This is a genomic window from Cuniculiplasma divulgatum (genome assembly GCF_900083515.1).
GTDB lineage: Archaea > Thermoplasmatota > Thermoplasmata > Thermoplasmatales > Thermoplasmataceae > Cuniculiplasma > Cuniculiplasma divulgatum.
This window is the reverse complement of the sequence record NZ_LT671858.1, coordinates 1,260,275-1,285,786: the sequence shown is the minus strand read 5'-3', so window position 1 is coordinate 1,285,786 and position 25,512 is coordinate 1,260,275. Positions and strand designations below refer to the sequence as shown.

Sequence of the window (25,512 nt, the reverse complement as noted above, 5' to 3'; positions counted from 1 at the left end):
TATATGGTAGTAATAAGATCAAACCGGGAAACATTAGAAGAATATTTCGGCTTAGATTGGAAGGAAAACATTTACGAATTTTCAAGAATAATTGGATTCAGTTTCGAACCTCAGGTTGAAGATGATATAAAAATAGAGTTGAATCCAGATAGACCAGACCTTTACTCCATTGCATCTCTTTTCAACTGTTTTCAAATATACAAAACTGGAAAAATGAGGAATGGAAAAATATTTTTAAAAAAAGAAAATATTTCAGTTCATGCAGCCAGAACAAGACCATATTTTGTTGTCTTTATGACCGATGGTCTTAAGGATGACAACAGTCATAATATTTTAAATCAAGATTTTTTGGAGTATTCCGATCGTGTTTCAGAGTCGGTTGGGAAAAGTAGAAGTAAATTTGCCATTGGAGCTCATGATTTATCTGCTATTAGAGGAAAAATTGTTTATGGTCCAGTTGACGCTAATGAAGTAATAACAACTTATGATGGAATGAAAGGAAAGATTTCTGAACTATTAACAGAGCATGAAAAAGGGATAAAATATCAATTATTACAGAATAATAAAGAAGTTGTAGGAGTTTCTGATGAATCAGGTATTATATCAGTTCCACCGTTTTTCAATTCATACAGAACCAGAGTAACTTCCAGGACAGAGAGAATGCTTGTGGACATAACGGCAACATCACAACAGGGACTGGACCTTGGATTTAGACTAATGGCTGGGTATTTCTTAAGTAAGGGAATAAATATCTCCCTACCAGAAAGATATTCAAGCTACGAGAATAATCTAAGTTTAAATAAAATCAAAATCTCATCTGAGATCATTAAAAATATAGTAGGAATAAAAGTTAATGAGGATACCATGCTAAGAACATTAGCAAAAATGGGAATTAAATACAATGAGAGATATTGCTCCATTCCCATAGGCAGAGTAGACATAATGGGAGAGGTTGATATAATAGAAGACTTTATAAAAGGTTACGGAATTGAAAACATTCACGAGGGAGTATTAGAGAATAACTTTATTGGAAAAGAAAATAGAATCAACCACGCCTCAAATGTTCTAAGAGAGTTAATGGTAGGACTGGGATTTCAAGAGGTAAAGAATTTTGTCCTTTCAGATTCAATTGATTTGGATCAGTTCTTCCAAATAAACAATCCCAAAAGTTCCGACTTCAGTCGAATAAGACAGGACTTACTCTCAAGTCTTATAAGGGCAGTTGAAAGAAACCGGGCTCAACCATTTCCGCAGACACTGTTTGAGGTAGGTGATTGCATCAGGGACAACGGAACACAGGAAACCTCCTTAGGATGCATAATGAGTGGAAAATCAGCATCTTACGACACAATTAAAGGTGTACTGGATGCTCTGCTGCGGGCCTTGAATGTTAGATTATCTGAAATCAGACCAACCAAAAATGATCATTTTATCAATGGACGGTCAGGGAATATTATCTTTTCTGAAAATAACTCTTTATCAAATTTTCTAGGGGAAGTACATCCCTTCTTACTTGAAAAATTTAATATCCCGTTTCCAACTGTCTATCTCGAGTTAAGCCTTGGTTCAATATTAACAAATTCAAATTGAAAGGCTGAAATTCTCAAATATCTAGGGAAATCAATGGGTGGAATATTCTTAAACATTTTAATAGTTCAATTGTATTAGCGTCTTCGGTAGTCAAGAAATGGAACTCCAGGAAATTGAATCTATAAAAAAATTTAAAGGCTGGTTCAGCCGTAATTGGGAGTTCGCAGGAGTCCTGTTGCTGTTTTCACTCTATATGTTTCTGTCTAATTATTATATGTGGGGACAGTCATTCTTAAACGGATATGCGAATTTCTCTGGTGGAAGTGATCCCTATTTTAATTATTATATAATAATACACATACTAACAACTCACGTTTCTCTGCTACACACCAGTGGCCTAAACTATCCAATAGGCTCTGGAGATCCAAGACCATTGTTTTTCCACTGGATGATAGCATTTGTTGCAACTATTACCGCACCAATATTAGGAGGTGCTTTACACGCAGCGTATTACTCATTCATGGAATTCGATGCAGTGTTTGGTGCTCTTCTTATAATTCCAGTTTATCTGCTTGGAAAGAGTATACTTGGTAAAAAAGCCGGAATGATAGGTGCAGTTTTATACACACTTATGCCAAGTAATCTGACCTCAGGTATCCTTTCTGATGGAAGAATGCATACTCCAGAGCTTATATTCGCATTTTTTGCTATTTATTTCTTTGAAAGAGCCGTTCATTATGCCAATAAGAACAGGATAATAGAAGGAAGTCTATTGAAAGTAAATAACTATTATTCCAGCATAATAAACTACGTCAAATCAAATAAAAAGACAACATTTTACGCTTTGTTCGCAGGCGCTTCCTATGGTGCTCTCATGTTATCATGGCAGGGTCATGCATACATACTGGCAATTATTACCATTTATGTAGTGGCACAATTATTAATAAATCTCTTTCTCTCGAGGAACACTGGTTATCTTCTTTACATAAGTATAATATTTGTATTTTTGTCATTTGCCATGGGTGGGTATTATTATTATGCCGCAAACAATGCCCCAGCTATATGGTATGTGCCACCTCTACTTATTGGAGTAGGAATGATTTTTATTGCGGCTCTGATAGGCATAGTAGGAAGAAAACCATGGATAATTGCTATCCCTGTGCTTGTATTGACTGTATCAGCTTTTATCGGAGGGATGTATTTCTTATCTCCTCATATCTATACAGAAATCATAAGCGGTGAAGGGTATTTTATAAAAACAAAGCTATATTCAACTATAGCGGAGGCTCAAGCTCCAGCACTTGGCCAATACATTGGAGGTTTTGGTGTAGCCCAGTTTGTAGTAGGTATAGGGGGGTTCATGTTCATTATCTACAAATTCATCAAGGAAAAGACTGACTCTCTGGCATTTTTAATCATCTTTTCCACAGTATCCATTTATATGAGTTTTACAGCTGCCAGATTTAACATAACTGCGTCACCAGCATATGCCATAATGGGAGGTGCATTATTATACTACTTTGCAGATATACTAAAACTTTCAAATGTAAAGGACGATACCAGAACTAAAAAAGCTTTTAGAAAGAGAAGTGGTATAAAAGGAGACATATCATGGCTTCAGGCTGTGATGGTTATCATAGTTGTATTTGGAATATTAATACCTTCAGGATTAGGAGTAATGTCAGCAGCAGTCCCTGTGAATTCGGCAACTGGAGTAAATCACCAGGTTTATTCAGCTCTACCATCATTTGCAAAGCCTCCAACATACCTCGCTAATGAAAGTGCATATTTTGGAACAACAGGTTCCCAAATAACAAATAGCAGTTCCCCACTATCACTATCAATGGCCTGGCTTGCAGAGCAGCAAGCGAACCTTTCTCTTGCAGATAAGCCAGCTTATGTGAATTGGTGGGATTATGGATTCCAGGAACTTTATCAGGGAAATCACCCAACCGTGGCTGATGACTTTCAACAGGCGTATCAGGTAGCCGGTCAAATTCTACTTTCCACAAATGAATCTCAAATAGTGGCCCTTTTCTCATCAAGGCTTATGCAGGCATCTCTGGATAACTCAAGTGGAAAATTCTCTCCTGCTTTACAGAGCGTATTGTCACAGTATTTTAACAATTCAGAAATAACACTACTTCAAAATATCTACAAAAATCCAATGAACTATAAACAATGGATTGCAGATAATTCAACGATCTATGGTAAGTTTAATACAAGCATAACATCAGCAAATGCTTATTACGCACTTGAAAAAGGACAACTCGCGTCAAAGCTAAGCCTTCCGAACCTGATTAATTTCTATCAAGAACTACAACAAGCAACAGGTTGGAGCATTCAATACATACAGGTTGATCACACATTATTCCCATTATCTGCAACTAATACTGGAACGTTCTATGCACCAGCTTATTTAACTGACACACCGGCCTACTCTACTTCATCTGGAGCAATTGTTCCATATGAGTATTATCAGATTTATGCAGTTACCACAAACGGGACATTCCCTCTTAACGAAACGCCTGTAACTGCAACTGTCACATCATATGAGCTGGGTTATACACCAGCATTTTACAACACCACCATATACAAAGCACTGGTCGGTCTTCCACCATCTGCTGTCGGTCAAACCAATGGAATCCCAGGTCTCTCATATGGTAGTAGCCGGTACACAATGGAACCAGCATTTAACATGAGTAATTTTGAAATATGCTATGAAGGAGTGCCTTACAATCCATATACTAATTATTCGAGTCATCCAAATGACTTCTCCATAATTTCGCTTCAAAAAGCATATTCTCTTGAGCATTCTGGAAAGGGAACGGCGTTTATATTCCCTGGATTATCTTCCATTATCCAGTCATCTGATCCAATTCTGAGATACTTCCCAGGAGCTATAGTTGAAGGTCAGGTTAAAACTCCCAGTGGAATACCACTTCCTGGAATAAGGGTAACTGAATATGATCAATATAACATACCGCATAGCACAGTTCTGACTAACAAGAACGGATTCTATAACATTACCGTTCTTCCCGGAAATGATACATTAATTTATTCTTACGGTGCATTAAATAAGGAATTCTTGGAGGGACAAAACTTTTTAACAGCCAAAAAGGTAGTGATAAGCAGAGCAATGGCGGAAAGAAAAGTTATTGGAATAAATGAAACGACGGGACTGCCTAATTACTACATTCAAAAGAACATTGTAACGGCGCCCACCTCAGCTTCAGGTAGTGTTACAATTGAAAAACCTAAATCGTCTGGGTATACTTCAACAAAGATTAATAGCGGAAAGGTCAAAATAAGTAATTCTACGTCTGGACAGGTGTTTCTCGCTCCAATAGTAAATGGAAATTACAAATTTGTTAACATTCCCATAGGAACTTACAATGTTAGCGTAATTTCAAACAACTCTGTATATAAAAATGTAAACACTATCTCCATATCCAATGGATCAAGTACATCAAAAAATCTCCTCGTATACGAAAATAGGCTTAATATTAATGTACAATCTGGAGGCAAGCCCGTTTCGTATGCTGCTGTAATGGTAGGAAATAAAAAATTGTTGACCAATAGTTCAGGAGAAGCATATGTAGCATTAGATTCAGGCACGTATAGGATTAATGCAAGCCTTGGAAATTTGGTTTCTGGAATCAACGATGTATCTTTCACATCATTGAATACTACAAAGAGCATAACGTTAAATCTTCAATTAGGAGTAAATCTCACGGTATTACTAAAAGGTCCAATTGTAAATGGCAATCTATCATTGCTTGAAAATGGTGATTTGAGTACTTATACTAATCTCACCAATATAGGTTCCAATGAATTTAGAGGTATGGTATCGCCAGGATATTATACAATTTATAAAACAAGTGGAAATTATGTGGCATTCGGATCATATAATATAAACGAAACAACTGTCATTAAAATATCATTCGCAAAAGGTTACGCAACATCAATAATAAACAATAACCTAAATCTCTCTAAATATTCAGGATCTATAGGAGTTATTTATGGTAACAATGTTCTTCAGTACGAAGGTACTACACTGAAAAATGTCACATTCATTCTTCCTGCAGAAAATAATTATGGAATATATGAGACTTTGAGTAGAGCAGGAAAGAATTACTACGCTTCGATTGTAGAGCCAATATCAGTAAGCCAGAATATTTATTTGTCACCACAAAACGCTACGGTTGAAAAAGTTGAGATTTTTAACCCTGCAATATCTGCATCGTTTAACTCTTTATCAGCACTAAACTCGGGAATAAGCATCTTTAAACTTGCCAAGCAGCCATTCGAAGCAGCAAATGTTTCTGGAGGATATGCTTCAATCTACACGCAGACCTCTTCATTAAGCAACTTTGAACTAAAAGTATACGGCGATGGATATTTTGCCAGTTCATACAAGTTAACTCCAAGTGTAGCCATAGCTCTAAACGTCAACCTAAAATCAGTGACCTTAAACTTCAAGCCAGTAATGAGTTCCTCCCCATTAAACGGTGAAATAAATATAGGAGGCACAACATCACAAACATCCCAGATAATTAATGGTACAGCAAAACTAACACTGCCATCAGGGAGTTACGTATTCAAAGTTAATGGTGGCAATATGTTTGTATTTAACTACACAAATTCCTTTACTGTTGGCGCTATAAATGAGAGTCTTAACATTTCATTTAAACCTGAAGTCTCATTATCCATAGTAAATGTAAACACTGCATATATCTACGGAAAGAGCGGTAAATTAATTACCAATCCGACTGAAATATTGCCTGGTAACTACACTGTTTACTCCATTTCTAGAAGTATGAAAAGTTCCATACAGGAGGTAGATATCACACAAAATACTTCGATCTCCGCAACATTGATGCAATCGTACAACCTGAGCATTCTAAACAATTTAAATGGAAAAGTGAGTCTTACTCTGATCTTCAATGGTGAAAAAATTGTGATGCCTGGACTGAAGAATTTATTACCAGCAGGTAGCTATAATGTTAATTTGACATCCCATCTAATAACTAATAGTGGCGAATATGTGCTAACTGGAAACAAAAACATTCAACTTAATGCACCAACTTCACTGACCCTCAGTATAAAGAATGAAACATTCAGTACAGATGTTATGGGTAAACTAAGCGTTTCGAGTGGTTCTAACTCAGGCTTTTTCGTAAATATTTACAGAAATGGATCCCTTGTTGATAAGACTACCACAAGCAACAAAGGGAATTTCTCAGTAGACCTTCAAAATGGGAATTACACGTATTACACATATTCATCACAGTACATGATGGCTGGAACCGGAATTATTACGGTGAATCCATTTATTAACAGAGAGAATATTACTGTAACTGCATCAAATGCTCATTTTATATCGCTTTTCACCTATGTAAGTGGAGTAGAAAAGGCAACGACAGTAAATGTAACACTTAATAAGGAACTATTCAGAGTAACATCGAACGGATATCCTCTGATCTTACCATCAGAAAATTATTCCTTCTCATCTTATATCTCACGCAATGTTACAGTGAACGGTTATAGTACCTCTTATCTATACCAAACTTCAAAGTCTGTATTTACAAACACAACGAAAGACATTAATCTGATGCTGAGCAAGGTTTTGATTGGAAATATAACTGTATCACAAAATACCATAAGTAAAACATCAGAATATAACACCGTGACATATTATATAACTTTGAAAAATCACTTAAACTCGATGGAGAATATAACACTTTCCTCTGGGAGCAGTTCCTGGGCTATGAAATTCAATAAAACTACAATAAACAATTTGCCTATCAATGGTTCAGTAAAATTGCAGTTAGTGTTGAACAATACTGCAATGGTTCCAGATGGAATCAACAGAGTACCTATAGAAATTAAATACTCTGGGGGTCAATCGCAGGATTTCGTTAAGGTTAACATAACTAAATATGCAAACTTTGAAATACAGCAGATTTACACTGCCCCTGGTTATAATAACGGAACATCAGTATTATCATACAAACTTATAAATACGGGGAATACCGCGGATAACATATCCCTTTCAATGAATTCAACCAGCATACAAACGTTGGTTCATGATTCATGGAATGTTAGCTTCCAGTACAATGGGAAGACTATTAGTTACATAGCATTGAATTACTCACAAACTAAGGTAATAAATGTAGTTTTTAAGCCAGGAAAAGTTCCGTCACCTTCCTTTGATATCACCATTAATGCAAATCTAACAAATACCAATGTTGTTAGATATGTCAATATTCATTACACTTCTCCAGATGCACCTGGAATAACTGTGTATTCAAAAGGCCCTGGTATTATATCTAACTATACTGGTGATCCCTTTGTGACCGTTGAGTATGGAATAATTATAATTGCTATAGCTGTAATTGGTGGGATAGCAGGAGTTGCTATAAGGGGGAGAAAGAGAAAATGAATAAGAAATTACTAATCATAATCTTAATAGCATTTACACTGATAGTCACAGCTGTTCCATCAACATTTCTTTCACAAAATTCAACAATTTCACACCAAAACAATGGTTCTTATCAAAGAATTTCTGCTAAACAAGACAAAATATATACTTCAACTAACGGATTCTCAGCGGTATTATCACCAATTTCTGCAGTTTATGAGGGACAACATTTTACAATGTTTGTAAATGCAACTTCAGGCTATTCCAATTACACAGCCACGTTATATCTTGGAGCAAATTATGATAAAGGAATGTCTCCACTCAACTCAACACATGAGAGTTCGAAAAGTGGATATTTCGAATTTAATATCACAGCTCCTGAGGCAGATAACCAGACAATATATGGATCAATCTATCTGACCGCTTCATTTTATGGCACCCCAGTCAATTATACATCCGAATTCCACGTAAATGTCTATGCTCCTGTGAGATTGTATGCAGAGGTATATAATTCTAACTACATTCCTTATTATAACGTTACTATCAGTTTTGTAATAAACGGAGCAACATTCAAAACAGACACAATCAGTAAGCTTACTCCCTATTCAAAAGAAAAGCTAAATATAACTGTCAGTTCCAACGTTCTGGACTATGGCAAGGTAAATACACTTGAAGTGAAGGTTCTCAATGCTGCCTCTTATAAAAATGGTGTTTCTGTTTCTTACTCATCAAAATTCTTCTATGGATCTCCACCAAACTATAGCTGGATATATTATATTTCAGGAATAGTAATCATATTCATGGTTTTTCTTGTTCTCTCTTCAGGCAGAGGAAGGGGTACAAAGCAACCCAAATGGAAGAATAGAAAAGATAAACCAAAAAAGATTGCTAAAAAATAATCATAAAAAAGCTTTAATTGTTACAAATTCTCTTTCTATTTGTGTTCTTCTTTTACTTTTCTTTATTCTTTGAACCTTTTCTTTGTTAAAATTCTCTATATTCGCTATCCTTGCAGCAGAGATTACGTTATCATGAGTTTTATGAGGCATACTCGTACCACCTTCATCAACAATATCAATTGGCACATCTACATTTTTCAGTTCCTGGATAATCCTCTCTCTGTTTGGTTTATCACCATTTCCTATCCTTATGGACATAAAGTGGGTGTTATATCCCATTATTATATTTTCTATATTTTCAGCCACAGAAAAAACATCTCCAAGTTCAAAAGCTTCGATTAAAACTCTATCTGCCAGCACAGCCACACCTGGCTTTGGCCCGGGATCAATTCCTATGAATATCTCATTAAATAATTTCTTATCCAGTAGATATGGTATTGCGCGTCTTATAGCTCTCATTGCATCGTTATCTCTTATTTGTTCAAATTGAATATCAATATCATCAACAGAACTCAGCACAACCGGCACATCTGAAGGTATATCATTAGGTTTTTCTATGGAAACAAAAGGCACATTCCATTCTTTTAAAAGATGAAGCACCCTATAATAGAACCTGAAATCAAGGGTGTAAATTCCCAACCTTGCCATTCAGTAATCAAATCAATTGAAACATTAAAAAGTTTTTGTATTCCTAATAACAGTTACTTTTTGGTCAATAGCAATTTATTTTATTCATTTTTGTTAGGGTTTAACTGTTTTCCTATCATTTCATCAGCTATTTCTATGAACTGTCTTTCCATCCCTCTTGGAATGGATCCACCGGCGGCGATATCGTGTCCTCCTCCAGAGCCACCTACCTTTTCTGTACATTCCTTCATTACCTTAGATAGATTAAGTCCCCTTTCAACCATTCTTCTATTTCCTCTTGATGAAATAAGTGTACTGTCATCACCTACGTTAAAACCTATTACAGGTTTATCCTGGTCAAGAAGATACAGCATAAGCTGTCCGGATATGGCTCCAGCCATCTCAGATCCCGGGGCATAAAAGAACTGTAAGTTCTTTTCCTTTGTAATGGATTTGTATGATCTTGTTATGTAGTCTATTAGCCTCGTTTCATATTTTCTCTTGTTTGAAATCATTTCGTTTTTGAGCGAATTATTTCCCATAAAAAATTCAATTGGAATATTGTTATCACCATTTTTGGAGTTTGCATCTATTATTTTTGCAAGTAATGAAGCTGAAAAACCATTATTGAAATACATTTCATCCTTCTCTAGATAAGACATAGCTTCAGAATGGGCACCCTGAAATGAAAGAACGTATCCGAGATAACTTCCAAGTTTTAATGTGTCCTCTCTTGTCAAATCCTCTGGTTTTGTCTCTGGATTTATGGATAATTTTTCAAGCACTTTTCTTGTGCCTTCAAGTGATCCTGAAATATTTTTTATAAAAGGGTCAACGGAATATACAAGCGCATCAAGTATAGATTCACCGTCCAGGTTCAGCACATGTTTTTTCTCTACATTTTTTCCATATTTCTCTATAAGTGTTTTATTAAGTCCTCTAAAACTCCCCAAGTCCTGTTTATCGGCTATAGCCCCTGATACCATGAATGGTAAAAGATCAGCATTTTCCTCACTTATAAAGAGAGCAAAAACAAATGCCATTGTGGCCCCGCATGCTTCTCTAGTCCCATCAATTCCAAAATCTCTTGCATTTATATTTAGCTCTTTTTTAGAACCTCCACTGTAAAAGTGATGGTCGAGAACCAGTATTTCGGCAGTATCTCCCTTTAGAAATTTTAACTGATCGGATCCTGCATCAACCACTATGGTTGGCAAATTTGGTTCCTCCATTATTCTTTTAGAAAAACCTTCAGAGGATAAATCCTTGATAAAACCAAGATGAAATTTCTTACTATTTCTTAACAGCAACTTTGTTAATATTATACTGGCACTTGTCCCATCCCCATCGTAGTGGGCAAGAACCCTTACATAGTCGTATTTTAAAAAAAAACTTTTTCCCTTTTCCAGGGATTCCGAAAATTCCTTGCCAATTAAATCAGTGATCATGCTTATTGAAGAACCTTGTTAAGTTCCCATTCCTGTTTTAGATAGCCATTCTCCTTATAATATCTAACAAGTCTCAACATTTTTGACATGATCAGTGCCCTTTTCCTTCCATTGTTTAGGTCACGTTTATTTAGCAACATATGGGCAGAAACTCTTTTATATGTATTAATCAAACTCATTAAATCTTCGGGCACATCGCTCTTTAAATTATTTTTTCCAAGTATATCGCCCATTTTGGAATGCATCACTGCCTTTACTCTTGGTATTCCATATGAATCTCGTAACTTAATCCCTATCTGAGAAGCTGTTAGACCATCTTTTCTTAGCTGTATTATAATCTCTTCTAATTCCTTTGGACTTTGCTGCACCCAATTGTGGTTTGCACCGTAAAAAGAATTTTTTGAACCGGATTTTCCCTTCTTTCTTGTATGCATTCTCGCCATATGATTTCACTTTTCCTCCTAATCGTTTACTTATTTATTAATCTTACATCAAGTTCTCTAAATAAATCATAGGAAATAAGTTATATTTCGATCTATTCTATTAATATGAACGATGTAACAATAGGTAAAAACACATTCATTTCAAATATGTGTTCAATTAGGGGAAGAGTGAGAATAGGAAATAACTGTTCTGTTTTTGATTTTGCATCAATAAGGGGAGATTTGGGTTCCATAACGATCGGAGATTTCTCAAACGTTCAGGATAGTGTCACAATACACTGCGATCCAGGATACGATGTAAATATTGGTCAATATGTTTCAATAGGACATAACGCTGTAGTGCATGGATGCACAATTGGGAATAATTGTCTTATAGGAATGGGCGCGATAATAATGAATGGAAGTGTGATTGGGGATGGTACAGTTATTGCAGCGGGGGCAGTAATACTTGAAAACACAAAAATCCCTGAAAATAGTATGGTTGCAGGAATTCCAGGAAAAATAAGGTCTAATTCTAACGAATATAGAAAAATGGCCCATACAAACGCAGAGGACTATGTGCAACTGAAAGACACTTATCTTTAATGCGTCCATAAATCACTACACATTACAAAAGAAAAATCTAAATTTAATGAAAAAATTCAAAAATGTATGACCAGAAAGAAAAATGAATAAAAATATAACATCTACATCGATGAGAAGATAACAAACTCATTAAATTATTATATGGATATGGTATAATAGACAGAGTATGTTGGAAAGCGATGATTCGAAAAGAAATCTAAACAAGATAATTGACAGATTTCTGGACTCGAAAGATGTAGCCGAAAGACAGGAACAATTGACTAAACTGACAAAGGTCCTGCAGGTTCCTGATTATATACTTCTTATTCAAAATGACGCTGAGATTAAGGCAAAAATTGACACTGTCGTTAGGGAACTTTGGGTAAATATGCATGTTTGGGAATCTAAGATATACAAATATTTTTATCTTGCAAACAAGGATAGCGAAATTATCCAATCCTTTTACACCAAAGCGCTGGTAAATGAGAAGAACACAGATCTAGCTAAGGAATATCTAAAATCAAATATAAAATTATTTAATTCTCAGGATATTATAGATAATGTAAATGAGTTAGCATCTCTTACAAACCTTTGGGATTACGCTGCACTTCTACTTTCTGCTAATGGTATTTTTGACGAAAATCTTTTCAGAAAGTACATAGATAATAATTCATATGTTATAAATAAGGAAATCACAAAAAATTACAGGACGAGTCATGGAAAGAGAGAACTTTTGAAATTTCTAAAACTTATTACCATCGCAGATCCTACAAATACTGAATATATACTCGATTATCTAGAAGCTCTCGATTTAAATCTGGAAACACCCTCTCTGGTTTCACTGCTGAAAACGGTAGATATAGATAATTTCAAAGAAGAAGGTTCTCTTATCCGGCTTTCTTCTCTTTTCATTAAAGTTGGTGAATACCAAAAGGCCATGGAAATACTACAAAGGGTAATCTCAGTATCTCAGAATAATCAGGAAGCCATAGAGTTATATGTTGAAGCAATGAGAAAGTTAGGCGAATGGGAGTTAATAGTTTCATTCCTGGCAAAGAGAAAAAGCCTTTTAAGATCAACAAAACAGCTGGAAGAATCGTTCGTAGAAGCATGTGTGAAAATGAAAAATTACAGAGAGGCACTGGATTATATTGAATCTCTTGGCTCAAATCAGGATTTTTCACAAAAATCCATACTTTACATAGCCCAGCTGTACCTCTTTGAAGGTAACTCCAAAAAGGCAAAAAACATACTTACAAGGGCAACAGGAGAAACCTTAAACTCCAGGTTGGGGCTTAAGCTTGATGCAGAGATATCGAAACAGGAAGGTAAGGATAATGAATATTTCCAAAAATGTATAAAATATATAAAAGAATCGCCTGAAGATTCTGCATTTATCGTAACAGTACTAAGGGAACTTGAAAACAAAAAATTGTGGAATAAAATACTGGAAATAAGCAATATACAAAACATAGACAGAAACAATCAGGAAATACTGTTATTTATATTACTCTCAAATATTGAAACTGGAAGAATAAGCGAAGCCATTGATTCGCTATCTCTAATAGATTTTCAGTACGTAAACGACAAAATTCATAGTGCTTTACTGGGCTCAATGAGAACTAACGAAAGATGGTCAAGCTATTCCGCAATTAGTGGCAGATTATCTTCTCAGATGAGGTCTTATCTAGAAATTATAAGAGATTATGTCTACGGTAACACAATTAAAGAGAAGGATGTTGCTGCAATTCAGGGGTTCATAGAAGGAGAAGTTCTTAACAATATTATTTGGTTAAATGAACTATGGAAGCATCTTGACACAATAAGGTATGAAGAAGCTGAATCAAAAATAAATCTTATACTTTCTCAACATGGAATAAATCCTGATCAGGATATTAATATTTACAATTATCCACGACTCAATATTTTATTAATGGAAAAGAAATATGATAAGGCATCCTCGATACTTCTCAATGTCATAAAGGATCAGGATCCATATACTACTTTTTATTCAATGCTGGCTGAGGATAACGCAAAACTGACCAAGGGAAAGATAGGCAAACTTGAATCTGCATACAATCAACTTTCGGCCAGCCCTTTCCGGGCTTTATTGTTACAGGTGAGGCTTGAAGATATGGATGCTGAGAGTGTCATAAGAGAAACTGAAGAAATAGTCAACAGTGGAGGTGGACTTCACGTTCCATGGGCATCAATATACGACAGATTATCAAAGATAGATGAGACAAAATTACTAAATTTTATCGATCTACTAGAGTTCTCTGGAACTGAAAATCTGCAGGCATTGAGGGTGCTCAGAAAGTTCAGAAAGAGGGAGAATAACACGCTGGATATAATCAACCTCGATAGTAAAATCTGCAAAATGAGAACGAGCGAGGAACAGGATAAAATCAATTATATCATCGATTTGAAAGATTTCGGAAGCAAGGAAGAACTGGATAGTGTTATAAACGAGTATGCAGCTCTAAAATTACCTGCAGGAATAAATTCGATGCTTGGAGATTATTACCTCGTAAATAAGGACCCTGTGTCAGCAGAACATTTCTTTAGAAAGAGCCTTCAGGAAGAATTTAGGGAGGAAACTACTGGTGGACTTGTAGAATCATTATTAGAACAGGGTAAATTCAAGGAAGCCGAAATTTTTATTGAAAAACTAAAAAATAAGTCAGCATTCACTCTAAAACTATATGAGGCATCTGGAAACGTCGAAAAACTTGCAAACACCATTAAGGGTATTGGAAAAATCGATGAACCAATGGAGGCTGTTCTGGAGAATATAGTTGATAAATACTGGGAAAACAGGATAATTAAAAATCAATTGATCTCTCTTCTCAAGAAGACAAGCAATACAAGTCTTGGACTTGATATATCCTCGAGAATGATATCTGAACAGAAAAGCAACGATAGTCTGGAAATACTGCGCATGCTTTTCAGGAATAACCCTGCAGATGTAAGGATAATAACGGTTCTAATGGAAAAGCTAGCGGAGGCCGGTAAATTTGAGGAGGCAAATACTGATTGTTTCCAGTACCTGAAATTGAACACTCAAAGAACAGATAAAATTGAAGTTCTTGCTAGAATGGAAAGAATAAATTTTAACAATGGTCTTTACAAAGACGTATTAAAGCTCTATGAAATGTTCCCTGATCTATTAAACGCAGACTCAACGGAAACAGTGGCACTCACTCTAATCAATACAAAAAATTTTGATATAGCTGAAAATCTACTATCGCGAGAGCATCAGAAAACGATTACCCAGGAAAAGTTCACCGATCTAATGAACATTTTGAAGAACACAGAAAACAGGGCAGAAATAATTATTCTTTCTGAAAGATTGATGAAGGCCTGTATAAAGCATAATAAGTTTCTAGACAAAAGGGAAGCAGTTATGTATACAAAGATAAAGGTGAACATGATTGATGAAATATATGAATTTCTGAATGCACCCTCGAATTTTGAGGGTATTGATATGGAATATCTCGAGCAGGAATCATGTAGAATAATGAAGAACATTTACAAAAAGACCGGAATAACTACAGTTGAAGAATTAACATTACCAATTTTCTTTCTTGGTAATGGTTCAAAAGATATAGAACTGGTTAAGATGATCAAGGATTACGTTGATGACTCGTATTATCACTTCAAGGTTCGTCAGGTTCCAAAGGACCCACTTACAATAAAATTATTACAGCAGGCTGCTTCTATGCCCTATTCCAATCCATTTGTATATAGCGTAAAATTCAATCTTGGAATAAGGGGGGCATTGAAACTCAAGGCAGCGGTGCAGAGTCTTGATGGTGGGTTTGCTTAATGGACATCCTGAATTTCAACATCAGGCAGCATCATTCCGCGAAAGAAGATTTCTTGATTTCATTCATTGTACTTGGTTTAGCTCTCAGCATTGCCTATAGACGTATAATATCAGGTTACTCCCCAGAAAAATTCCTGTTTCTGCTGCTTCCTGTTGGATTCCTTTCCTCATTAATTGCAATAGGACTAAGCTATGGCAGCATGAGTTTTTTTTCTGAAAGGTATGGATATAGGGTAAATTTTACTCTGTTTACCTCAGGCATTATATTTGCCCTAGTTACTTCCATATTTGGTTTTATTATATCACTCCCAGGGTGCACCAGGATCATAGGTTCAGTCAACAACGAAATTGAGGGAAAAATAGCTCTTAGTTCTCCCCTTATGAATATTGTCCTTGGAGCCCTTCTATCAGCCTTCTCATTCATTAGCTCTGGTACTCTGAGTGAAATATTTATTATAATTAGTGGTTCAAGCTTAATGGTTGCGGTCTTTTCTTCATTGCCAGTTCCCCCACTACCGGGATACAGTATCCTAAAATGGAACTTTTACATATACATAATTGAGCTTGCTTTCTCAGTTACCTTTCTTGTCTCTCTGGGTCATGGATTTATTTGAAGTAGTGCGGTCCTATAAAACATGCCAGAAAAGGAAAAAAGTAAATAAACATAATGAAAATGACAAATTGAGGTAGTGAATAGAGATGGAATGTGAATTATGTGGTAAAAAGACTGATCACCTTAAGAAAGTAAAAATTGATGGCGCGGTGATGGCTGTATGCAGTGACTGTGAGAAATTCGGAACTCCACTTGAGAATTACAGAAATAAACCAGTTATCAAAAGCGTTTCCACCCACAGCCAATCAAATATAAGTGCCAAACCTGTTTTCATTCCACAGCAAAAACCAAGGAAAAAGACCACTAAAGAGGCTGATATTGATGAACTTGAAATAGTTCCAGACTTCGCTGTCCTGATAAGAGAAACAAGGGAAAAAACTGGTATGACACAGGATGAATTTGCCGCCAAAATAAAGGAAAAAAGGACATCTATTGCTGCAATTGAAAGAGGGAGTCTTAAACCAGATATAAAAACAGCAAGAAAAATAGAGCTTTTTCTTAAAATAAAACTGGTTGAAAAATTCTGAAGCGAAACATAAACTATTAATAAAAATTAATAATTGGTGACTTATGAGCAAAGGGGCAAATGTTGTAACTATTTTCCTCATTATTTCTATAATTGTTGGAATTGTGAGTAGTATCCTGTTAACAATATTCCTGACAGGTTACGAAGCTACGACGCAAGGGCAGATCGAGGCAACTTATGCCTCTCCTTTCTATGGAGCAGGAATAGCTTCTGGAGTCTTTACAAGTCTTTTACTGTTTTATCCAGTATTTAAGAAAGGAGATAGGAGTCATCAGTGGGAGGATTTTAGATGAATAAGAAAATGAAAATTGAAGCTTTATGGCTTATAGGTGTATTGGTTGTGCTAGGGGCAGCGGCAGGCTTAAATATTTATACCACAGGCTTACCTGCTTTCTCAATAGCCACTAAGGAAACGCCTCACACGAACATAAATCCTAATAATCATATTATTGATGTAACAGGAGAGCAGTGGGCATGGGTCTTTACAAAGGAAAACGCCACTGGGACGCATACCTGTACTGATTCATTGACAATACATGTTAATACAACATATACCTTAATTGTGAGTTCTTCGAAAGGTTCTCATCATTTTGCAGTTATACACGATCTTTACATAGCTCAGTTCGACATCCAGATTTATGCAGTACCTGGTCAAAACAATACAATAACATTCACACCAGTTCATACGGGTGTATTTATATTCGAATGTGTGGAGTACTGTGGATATGATCATTACCTCATGAGAGGATATTTGACGGTGGTTAAGTAATGTCATCAACTACACTTCTTGTTGAACTTTCCTTAATACTCTCAATAGGTTTTGCAATTCTTTTCTTCATGTATTACAAGTACCTGAATGCAAAAACAGAGGCGGATGTTGCAGCAAACGAAAATAATTATTACGACTATGGGTCATATCTTAGAGAAAATAAAAGGAAGGGGGGTTTCCTATCACCAAACAATTTTATTCTGAATGACTCAAAGAGCATTGGAATGAGATATATCATGAGCGCAATTGTATTCTTCTTCATTGCAGGATCTTTTGGGCTACTGATGAGAGTAAGTCTGGTTGAGCCAAATCCAACCCTTTTTGCAGGAAGAGAAGTGCTTTATGACGTTCTGACAACAGAACACTCAATACTTATGATATACATGTGGGCACTTGGGGGGGCAATGGGAATAGCCTATTATTTGCTGCCTTCTTTCCTAAAGGTAAAGGCTGATAAATATGGGTCAATTTCATCCACTGCATTCTGGATATATCTTCTCGGAGGTGTATTCATACTTTTATCAAGAACATCCACAAGATGGTATTTTTACCCTCCACTTGCTCTTCAGTTGAACCCTTACGGAGCTGGAGCTTACAACTGGCTGGCTGTTATAGGTCTGGAAATGATATTCATCGGCATAACAATTGCTGCGATAGTTGTGATAAGAATGATCATAATGGATCGTGGAGACAACGTACCACTTACAAAAATGCCACTATTTGCCTGGAGCGTTCTATTCACACTATTAATGTTCCTTGCGTCGGCACCTTTTCTAATGTCAGCTTTAGTAATGCTCTTCTATGATTTCTTCAATCCTATATTCTTCACAGGTGTAGCAGGAGCAAGCTCTCCACTATCATTTGCAGAACTATTCTGGATATGGGGACATCCGATTGTTTATATTGCAATTCTTCCAGAATTTGGATTGATTTACGAAATTATACCAAAGTTCACGGGAAAAAAGATATACAGTTATACCTCTGGTGTTATTGGTCTTGCCTTACTGATGCCATTATCTGAACTCGTATGGGGGCATCATCTTCTAAATTCAGGATTTGGTCTTCAGTGGGGATTATTCTTCTCAACAGCTTCATTCCTTGTAGTTATTCCGTCAGCAATTACCATATTCAATTACATAGCTTCCCTGTGGACAGCGGACAAAATAAGGCTTTCAACACCAATGTTATTCGTGGTCAACGGAATATTTGATTTTATCATTGGAGGAATAACAGGTGTAATGCAATCAATGCTAGTGGTTAATATACAGGTACACGGAACTTACTGGGTAACAGGTCACTTCCATTTCATATTCATGGGAATAACCACTGGAATCCTCTTTGCTTCAGTGTATATGTTGTGGCCAACAATAACCAGAGGTAGGAAGTACGATCAGCGCCTGGCAACCTGGCACATGGCATTAACTGCAATTGGATCGTTTATAATGTCAATGGGATGGACTATAGGAGGTTTTCTAGGAATGCCTAGATACGTATCCGGCTACTTTGCAAGATTCCAGGTTTATCAGGATATTGCCATCGCAGGTGGAGTAATTATCGGAATAGGTCAGCTGTTCTTCCTTGCAAATCTCATTAAGTCCACGCTGGATGAGCCAAGCACAACGACAAACAACGCATTCGAAGATACATACAATGATGAAGAGCCATCGCCGGATAAGGAGCCAGAACCACTTGGAAATCCATCGGCAGTAGGAGGTGAATAATTTGAATAAAGGAAAATTAGGAGTAGTATATGGGATTGTTATAATTCTACTGGTCGGATTATCATTGACATTTGTTCTATCTGCACCAACTTCCTCTGGAGGGGGGCTGATAGACCCGGCTGGACTTAAGGTGAAGGGAACAATAGATCAAACAATTTATGCAGATGCAAGTGGATGGAACTATTCTCATGGTCCGATAAACCCAACTTTATATTTTCCCCTTGACTACAAGATCTGCTTTACAATTATAGAGGAGGACAATCTACCACACACATTCACAATAAATAAGGATAAGAAATATGTTCCAGGCACCGTACTGACTGCATACGAAAATGCAGCGACGGGTCTAACTCTAGTAACAACCGGAGAGTTAACACAGATTCCAGGGCATTCAGTTTCTAAATCTTATATATTTTTCCAACCAGGAAATTACACCTACTGGTGTGAAGTACATCAAACAACAATGCTTGCTAGAATACAGGTAAATGGAACTGCAAGCGGAACAGCAGCAACATCCATTGTTTCTCAGCCAATAGCGGGTCACAATGCACACAAGAGTAATGAAAACCCTTCAGAATCTCAGTTAAACCTATTGAATACTTTCAACCTTCACAACACGGTGAAGGCTTTTATTAATTTAGAAGCAAGAGACCTGCCGGTGTTTTAGTTGGAACAGAAATGGAACTTTTCTTTTTTTAATAATATTTTTAAGCTAGAGATCACATTTCTCATCGACCTTGTTGCGATTGCAGGATTTTTTACGTACACAGAATCATTGAAGGATACTATTTTTCTAATACCTCTGCTTGTTTCAGGATCACTGGCATCTATGGCATCTGGCGTCTTCAACAACATATATGACACAGATATAGACTCAAAAATGGAGAGGGTTTCAAAAAGAAGAAAGGTTGTTTACAGGAACAAATCAAAGATGATTATTCTTCTGATAGTTCTCTTCGCAGCGTCAATGATAGTTGGATTCTCATACCTAAACTACGTTTCAGTAATTTACATAATAGCAGGATTTCTAAGTTACGCTTTCCTTTATACTGTGGTACTAAAGAGAAGGACAGATCTTAATATTGTATTTGGAGGTATAGCAGGAAGTTTTCCAGCACTTGCCGGCTCTGCTGCAATATCAGGAACGGTAACACCTGCAGCAATTTTTATCGCAGTTCTTGTGTTCGTATGGACACCAACTCATTTCTGGTCCCTGGCTATAAAATATAAGGATGATTATTCATCTGCAAATATTCCAATGCTTCCAGCTGTTAAGGGAATTGCCATCACCAGAAAATACATACTAATAAATTCTATCTTCCTTGCGATAGTGACTATCATTCCATTTGTCTATTCAAGAATTGGCCTGAATCTCATTTATGGAATAGCGTCTGTACCACTTGCTCTGTGGATTTTGATACCATCATATTATTATTTCAGGAGAAAAGGAGAAGCAAAGGAGTACAGGAAACTTTTTTCATATACAAATGGATATCTTACCATAGCTTTGATCTTAATCATAATATCTACTTTTACTATATTGAAATAGATCAATATGGAACGGAAAGGTACTTTTATTTTTGGTATTTCCATCCTTACTTTATCTGTTATTCTAAATTTCTTTACATATAGGTTTAGTAATTTTGGAAAATTCTTCTTTTATATCATCCTTATAGAGCCAGTTTTCTCAATCACTTTCCTTGCACTTTACGGATTAAATGGAAAAAAAATCCTCAAGGGCTTGATTTCCATAAAATGGATAATACTTATTATTTCCGCGATATTCGTGTGGGCTTACATTGTTCTGGTAATGAATCTTGGAACAACTGAGGTAACCTATCTAATGGAATCATTATATTATCCATCATTTTTTGAGCAATCCATATTTGCTCTTGTTGGAATAGAGACAATGAGTTTGTACTTCAAACGTGGTACATCAATTCTAATATCTGCCCTATTTTATGAAGCATATTATTTTGTTGTTCTAATCAACTCATTACCGGGATTTCCTGGTCTGTACTTCCCTCTATTCATACTGGATTCATTCGCAATCGGTCTTATTTACATTGGATTATATGCTGTAAGTAAGTCAATATATGTATCAATGACCTTACAGATAAGTCTCCTGATGATGATCGTTTTTATACCTCCATTACCTGCAGCTTTCTTCTATACGCTAGTACCATCCTGATAGGTATATGATATAATTTTATTCTATTACTGCAGAATGTCAAGTAGGTTCATTTTTCGACTTAGCCTCCACTCCAACATGAAATCCACTATACTTAATATTACAAGCGAAAACATAAGCAATAAGAATTCATCAAAGGTATTCTTTAACCCTTCTTTCAGGAAGAAAAAATGAATTCCACTAGTTCCAGTCACCTCAATATTTATGAACATATCAGTCAATAAGATCATAACCAGCATAGAACCAGTAAATAACTTAAGGGCCACAGAATCCATATTAATGAGATTATGGACAAGATACGCAACAGAAATGATCAGAATTGAAAATAATACAACGACAGGATCAACAAAATAATTAAACGCACCAAAGGTAAATGTCAGTATACCTACCATAACTGGAAAAAGCAATCCTTTCACATTTCCAAGTTCATTCCTGTAGTGTGTACCGGAAATTGTTATGAAACCAAGACTTATAAGAACCATGAAATCTGTAATGCTCAGGAGAAAAGATTCACCAGATGCAACCAGAAGGATGATGAACACAAGTGTAAATAGCCACGAGTATTTTGTTAAACTGTATGGAAATATTCTGTCCTCACCAAGGGATTTAAGATGTCGTGATGCGGCCAGAAATGCAGGTACAAAGGTTGTCAGGGTGGCAATGATGAATGCGATAATCATCAATAAAAACCATGATTCACCCCCTGTCATCTGCGCAATAAGAAATGCAGGAATCGAGCTTTTCTCTATTCCTGTGCCCCTGGATTGCGTCAAAAGGACTGCAATGGAATAAATGATATTAATGGAAGAAGAGACAATTATGGTAAAAATCATTGACCATTTTATAACATGATCCTTATCCATCACTATGGTCTTTTTAATACCTGGTATTTTTATAGTGCTTTTATCCGTAATATTCCTCTGAAATGCCATGATTTCCTGAAACCCGAAGAAGAGAATAAACAGGTATCCCGTATCTATAAGTATATCTTCTATCCAGTTTCCTGTAAAGGAAAAAAATAGATGAGTCGAAAGGTGTGCGGGTGTTCTTAAAATTACAGTTTCTTCTGCAACTAGTATAACAGCCATAACGATCATCATAATTAGCTGAACCTTACCTATAGATCTTAGAAATCTTTCCTCGAAGAATGCATTTATTATGAACCACACAACAAATAACCCAAGAATGGCATATACCATAACCATTGAGATTAGCGACCCACCAATGGAACTATCTGGTATAACGATCAATAGAAGGTCAAAAAAGATGATCACACAGTAGGCTGATAGGGCTGAGTTCGCTACCCACATAGAAATTCTGCTAATGAAGTATCTGACAGATGAAACTCCATAGGCCTCCCTTACAAATGCAGGTCCTCCGACAATATCTCTACCATTGTTTTTGTGAAACTCATAGACATCAAAGTAAACCTTGGCCATAAAAAGGGAAGTAATGGCGGCAACAAGAAGAGATACCGTTGATATTATGCCGTATTGCAGTGCATTTTCTGGTATGAGTATAAATAAAGGTGAACCTAGAGTAGAACCTATCCCTATGGAAAGAATTATAAAAAAACCATAAACGGGGTTTGGCTTTCCTCTGATTCTGGGTCTGGAGAATTTAATTCTAAGTGATTTTGGAAATGATACTGTGAGATACAGGCTAAAAAATATCATTGCCATTATGGAAACGATCAGAAGAGATTTATTTATTGTCATATTGTTAAAATTAAGTAAAACTGATTTGTTACTAACGAAGAAAAGTATGGAGAATAAAAAAACAGCGAGACTTAAAACTGTTATTATGAGCCTTCCCAAATAGATTTCTCGTACTGTTCTTCTATCCATTTGCGTTTACCTGAACAGGAATCTGATGTTCATCCTGGCAGTTTTAAGCGTGTTAAAAGAAGCCAGAAGCAGGACCACTGCTACAAGAAAATTTATAACAATGGTCAGAGATGGCAGTCCACTTGTTTCTGATATACTGTGTAGAGCATTTCCGTAATAGTTTAACAGATAACCAGATGCATTTCCTCCAAAAAAAGTTGGGATGACAAAAAGTATACCCATTACAAACAGGAATGATGAGAGCAGGAATTCACCCAATGTGGCCAGTAAAATGTTAACATCTGTTCCTTTGCGCTCTTCCTTTATGAGATTAAGAAATTCCCTTACTTCCTCTTCCTTAGAATTTTCAAGTTTCCTGATAACGTCAGCTCTGGAAATATCTTTCTCATTATCGCTTAATATTATCAGTCCCTTTATGTTTACTTCAAGTGAATCTATTAGAGGATTGAGTAATTCCTCTTTCTTATTAGATTCCATATGATATCTCCTTATGAAATTCCATTAATAAACTTTCCATAAAAACATTGCTTCATATTGTTTAATAAACAAAAGCATGCATTATATGTGAGCATAACAATGTCTGACAGACCCTTGTAATCAGGTTTTCCATAAAGTCTTAAACCATTGAAGTAATTACTGACTAGGGATTTAATGGAGTCAAACCAGCAGCAAAATTCTGATTTAATGTTCAAAGCATTTTATCAGTATTTACTTGATGCAATAATAAGTAAAAACGAATATGAAAATCACAAGAGTCTTCAGGACGCATTAAAATCTAAACAGCCCCAGAGCATTGCTGAAGTGGACAATTTAATGGTTTCACTTGAAAAATTACTTGGCGATTTCAAGTCAACAACTGTTTCCGGTCTGTTTGATGATACAGAGAAGGAAATACAGAGTTTAGTTGGTGTATCACTTGAGAAATTCAAGAGGAAACTTAATGATGATTATAAGAACAAAATAAATGATCTTGAAGGGTCAATGTCTGCCTCGAGGACTAATTCTATAAAGAATATACAGGCATTTCTTTCCATGGATTTTCTGAAAATCATAGATGCGAATATCTTCGTAAAATGGATTGATGGCGTTTATGATGCTGCAGTGAGATATACAGCAGAGAGTGCAATTGAATACGATTTCTCACTTAATTCAAGAAGTTCAGATTTATTCAAGGAATCTCTGCGCTTTGGTTTTCTGGAAAAAGGGGTCAAGATACCAATAAACTCTGCAAGCAACTGGGCAGGAAAGGAAGCTCAGATTGACTACGAAAAGATTGATAAATTTTACATGGTCTCTGCAAGCATAAACAAGGGAAACCTGTTTGTTGAATTTGCAGATCCTGACAGTAATGCTAAAGTCACATTTGTTATGTCAAGAGGAAATGAAAACTCATTCCTTTCCATAGAATATAAGGATGACAACCAGACAGTTGATGTAACAAGTATTCCTGCCCTCAACAATATGCTGGAAATCGACAAGATCCAGGTACCACTTGACAGAATATATGGTACACTGAAGGAGATAGAATCAAACAAGACTAAGTTAATCAGGCTTGTGGAAGATGGGATTGATATACTATCAACAGGATCATTCAGGAAACTTGCTGTAAAGATAATTGAGATTAAGAAAGATGCACTGAAGAGCTATATAAATCAGATAAAGGAAAGGGCGGACAAGGACAAGATAACCGTTGATAATCTGAGGGAAAAATTAAAACTTGCAGGTGAATTTGGGGTACAGATTGCAAACATCCTTGATCTGGGTCCCCTATGATTATTTAGGGAATTTTTCTCTGCTCTTACTCCTTTCAAGCTGTCTTTTAAATAATTCATAATCCTTGTCATCAAATTCATATATGAGTGAGCCAACGTACCCACATTCATTGCATTTGTATTTTCCAGTTATCAATCCGGAATCAGCGAAAATGTTCTCCGATCCGCACATAGGACAGACCACATGATTCATTATTCCTCATGATCTTCAGGCATTATAAGCTTAATTCATTTAAGCGGATGTTATTTAAAAAATATCACGCAAATTATTGAGAAAATTCAACTAAACTCATATGGCGGAAAAATAGA

20 protein-coding genes are annotated in these 25,512 nt (G+C 36.0%); 14 read left to right on the top strand and 6 right to left on the bottom strand.

All coding sequences use genetic code 11. The features are described 5' to 3' along the window. Positions 1 to 3: 3 nt before the first annotated feature. From CSP5_RS06245 to CSP5_RS06235, 3 genes are all read left to right on the top strand, one after another. A complete protein-coding gene (locus tag CSP5_RS06245) occupies positions 4 to 1,590 on the top strand; it encodes a phenylalanine--tRNA ligase beta subunit-related protein (RefSeq protein ID WP_148689938.1) in 1,587 nt (528 codons plus the stop codon). A gap of 97 nt (positions 1,591 to 1,687) precedes the next feature. Beyond that, the gene (locus CSP5_RS06240) at positions 1,688 to 7,975 is read left to right on the top strand and encodes a glycosyltransferase family 39 protein (protein WP_148689937.1); all 6,288 of its coding nucleotides are present in this window, start codon (positions 1,688 to 1,690) and stop codon (positions 7,973 to 7,975) included. Further along, positions 7,972 to 8,853: a hypothetical protein gene (locus tag CSP5_RS06235; RefSeq protein ID WP_077076437.1), complete on the top strand. Its 882-nt coding sequence runs from the start codon at positions 7,972 to 7,974 to the stop codon at positions 8,851 to 8,853. Before CSP5_RS06240 ends, CSP5_RS06235 begins: the two co-directional genes overlap by 4 nt. Here the strand turns inward: CSP5_RS06235 and CSP5_RS06230 are convergent, their stop codons facing one another. From CSP5_RS06230 to CSP5_RS06220, 3 genes are all read right to left on the bottom strand, one after another. Next, positions 8,854 to 9,501: a hypothetical protein gene (locus tag CSP5_RS06230; RefSeq protein WP_148689936.1), complete on the bottom strand. Its 648-nt coding sequence runs from the start codon at positions 9,499 to 9,501 to the stop codon at positions 8,854 to 8,856. An 80-nt stretch (positions 9,502 to 9,581) separates the two neighbouring features. Next, positions 9,582 to 10,928 carry a single-stranded-DNA-specific exonuclease RecJ gene (locus CSP5_RS06225; RefSeq protein ID WP_148689935.1) on the bottom strand — a complete coding sequence of 449 codons (1,347 nt, stop codon included), beginning with the start codon at positions 10,926 to 10,928 and terminating at the stop codon, positions 9,582 to 9,584. Positions 10,929 to 10,930: 2 nt separating this feature from the next. Further along, entirely contained in the window at positions 10,931 to 11,371 is a 441-nt protein-coding gene (locus tag CSP5_RS06220; protein ID WP_021788965.1) for a 30S ribosomal protein S15, read from the bottom strand. A 105-nt stretch (positions 11,372 to 11,476) separates the two neighbouring features. On the opposite strand from CSP5_RS06220, the gene CSP5_RS06215 reads away from it, so the two are divergent. The 10 genes from CSP5_RS06215 (at position 11,477) to CSP5_RS06170 (ending at position 21,584) form a co-directional block, all read left to right on the top strand. Next, positions 11,477 to 11,956, top strand: coding sequence for a gamma carbonic anhydrase family protein (locus CSP5_RS06215; protein WP_077076434.1), 480 nt, complete (start codon positions 11,477 to 11,479; stop codon positions 11,954 to 11,956). A gap of 166 nt (positions 11,957 to 12,122) precedes the next feature. Beyond that, positions 12,123 to 15,764, top strand: a complete 3,642-nt coding sequence (locus CSP5_RS06210) for a tetratricopeptide repeat protein (protein WP_148689934.1) — start codon at positions 12,123 to 12,125, stop codon at positions 15,762 to 15,764. Further along, on the top strand, positions 15,764 to 16,378 hold the full coding sequence (locus CSP5_RS06205) for a zinc metalloprotease (protein ID WP_148689933.1): 615 nt from the start codon (positions 15,764 to 15,766) through the stop codon (positions 16,376 to 16,378). The genes CSP5_RS06210 and CSP5_RS06205 overlap by 1 nt, the downstream gene beginning before the upstream one ends. An 85-nt stretch (positions 16,379 to 16,463) precedes the next feature. Beyond that, complete coding sequence (locus tag CSP5_RS06200) at positions 16,464 to 16,904, top strand: multiprotein bridging factor aMBF1 (protein ID WP_148689932.1); 441 nt, start codon at positions 16,464 to 16,466, stop codon at positions 16,902 to 16,904. Positions 16,905 to 16,947: 43 nt separating this feature from the next. Beyond that, on the top strand, positions 16,948 to 17,196 hold the full coding sequence (locus CSP5_RS06195; protein WP_077076431.1) for a hypothetical protein: 249 nt from the start codon (positions 16,948 to 16,950) through the stop codon (positions 17,194 to 17,196). Next, entirely contained in the window at positions 17,193 to 17,672 is a 480-nt protein-coding gene (locus tag CSP5_RS06190; protein ID WP_148689931.1) for a cupredoxin domain-containing protein, read from the top strand. Before CSP5_RS06195 ends, CSP5_RS06190 begins: the two co-directional genes overlap by 4 nt. Further along, the gene (locus tag CSP5_RS06185; protein WP_148689930.1) at positions 17,672 to 19,393 is read left to right on the top strand and encodes a cytochrome c oxidase subunit I; all 1,722 of its coding nucleotides are present in this window, start codon (positions 17,672 to 17,674) and stop codon (positions 19,391 to 19,393) included. The genes CSP5_RS06190 and CSP5_RS06185 overlap by 1 nt, the downstream gene beginning before the upstream one ends. A gap of 1 nt (position 19,394) precedes the next feature. Beyond that, a complete protein-coding gene (locus tag CSP5_RS06180) occupies positions 19,395 to 20,060 on the top strand; it encodes a cupredoxin domain-containing protein (RefSeq protein WP_148689929.1) in 666 nt (221 codons plus the stop codon). Beyond that, a complete protein-coding gene (gene cyoE, locus CSP5_RS06175) occupies positions 20,061 to 20,942 on the top strand; it encodes a heme o synthase (protein ID WP_148689928.1) in 882 nt (293 codons plus the stop codon). A gap of 6 nt (positions 20,943 to 20,948) precedes the next feature. Continuing rightward, positions 20,949 to 21,584 carry a hypothetical protein gene (locus CSP5_RS06170; protein WP_077076427.1) on the top strand — a complete coding sequence of 212 codons (636 nt, stop codon included), beginning with the start codon at positions 20,949 to 20,951 and terminating at the stop codon, positions 21,582 to 21,584. Between the two features lie 26 nt (positions 21,585 to 21,610). Here the strand turns inward: CSP5_RS06170 and CSP5_RS06165 are convergent, their stop codons facing one another. Together CSP5_RS06165 and CSP5_RS06160 are read right to left on the bottom strand one after the other, a co-directional pair. Next, positions 21,611 to 23,431, bottom strand: a complete 1,821-nt coding sequence (locus CSP5_RS06165) for an APC family permease (RefSeq protein ID WP_148689927.1) — start codon at positions 23,429 to 23,431, stop codon at positions 21,611 to 21,613. Positions 23,432 to 23,437: 6 nt separating this feature from the next. Beyond that, a complete protein-coding gene (locus tag CSP5_RS06160) occupies positions 23,438 to 23,908 on the bottom strand; it encodes a hypothetical protein (protein WP_148689926.1) in 471 nt (156 codons plus the stop codon). 174 nt (positions 23,909 to 24,082) lie between these two features. Here CSP5_RS06160 and CSP5_RS06155 point away from each other — a divergent pair, with 174 nt between their 5' ends. Next, entirely contained in the window at positions 24,083 to 25,204 is a 1,122-nt protein-coding gene (locus CSP5_RS06155) for a hypothetical protein (protein ID WP_077076424.1), read from the top strand. On the opposite strand, the gene CSP5_RS06150 is transcribed toward CSP5_RS06155, so the two are convergent. Beyond that, positions 25,205 to 25,396: a transposase gene (locus CSP5_RS06150; RefSeq protein ID WP_021788980.1), complete on the bottom strand. Its 192-nt coding sequence runs from the start codon at positions 25,394 to 25,396 to the stop codon at positions 25,205 to 25,207. Positions 25,397 to 25,512 lie beyond the last annotated feature (116 nt).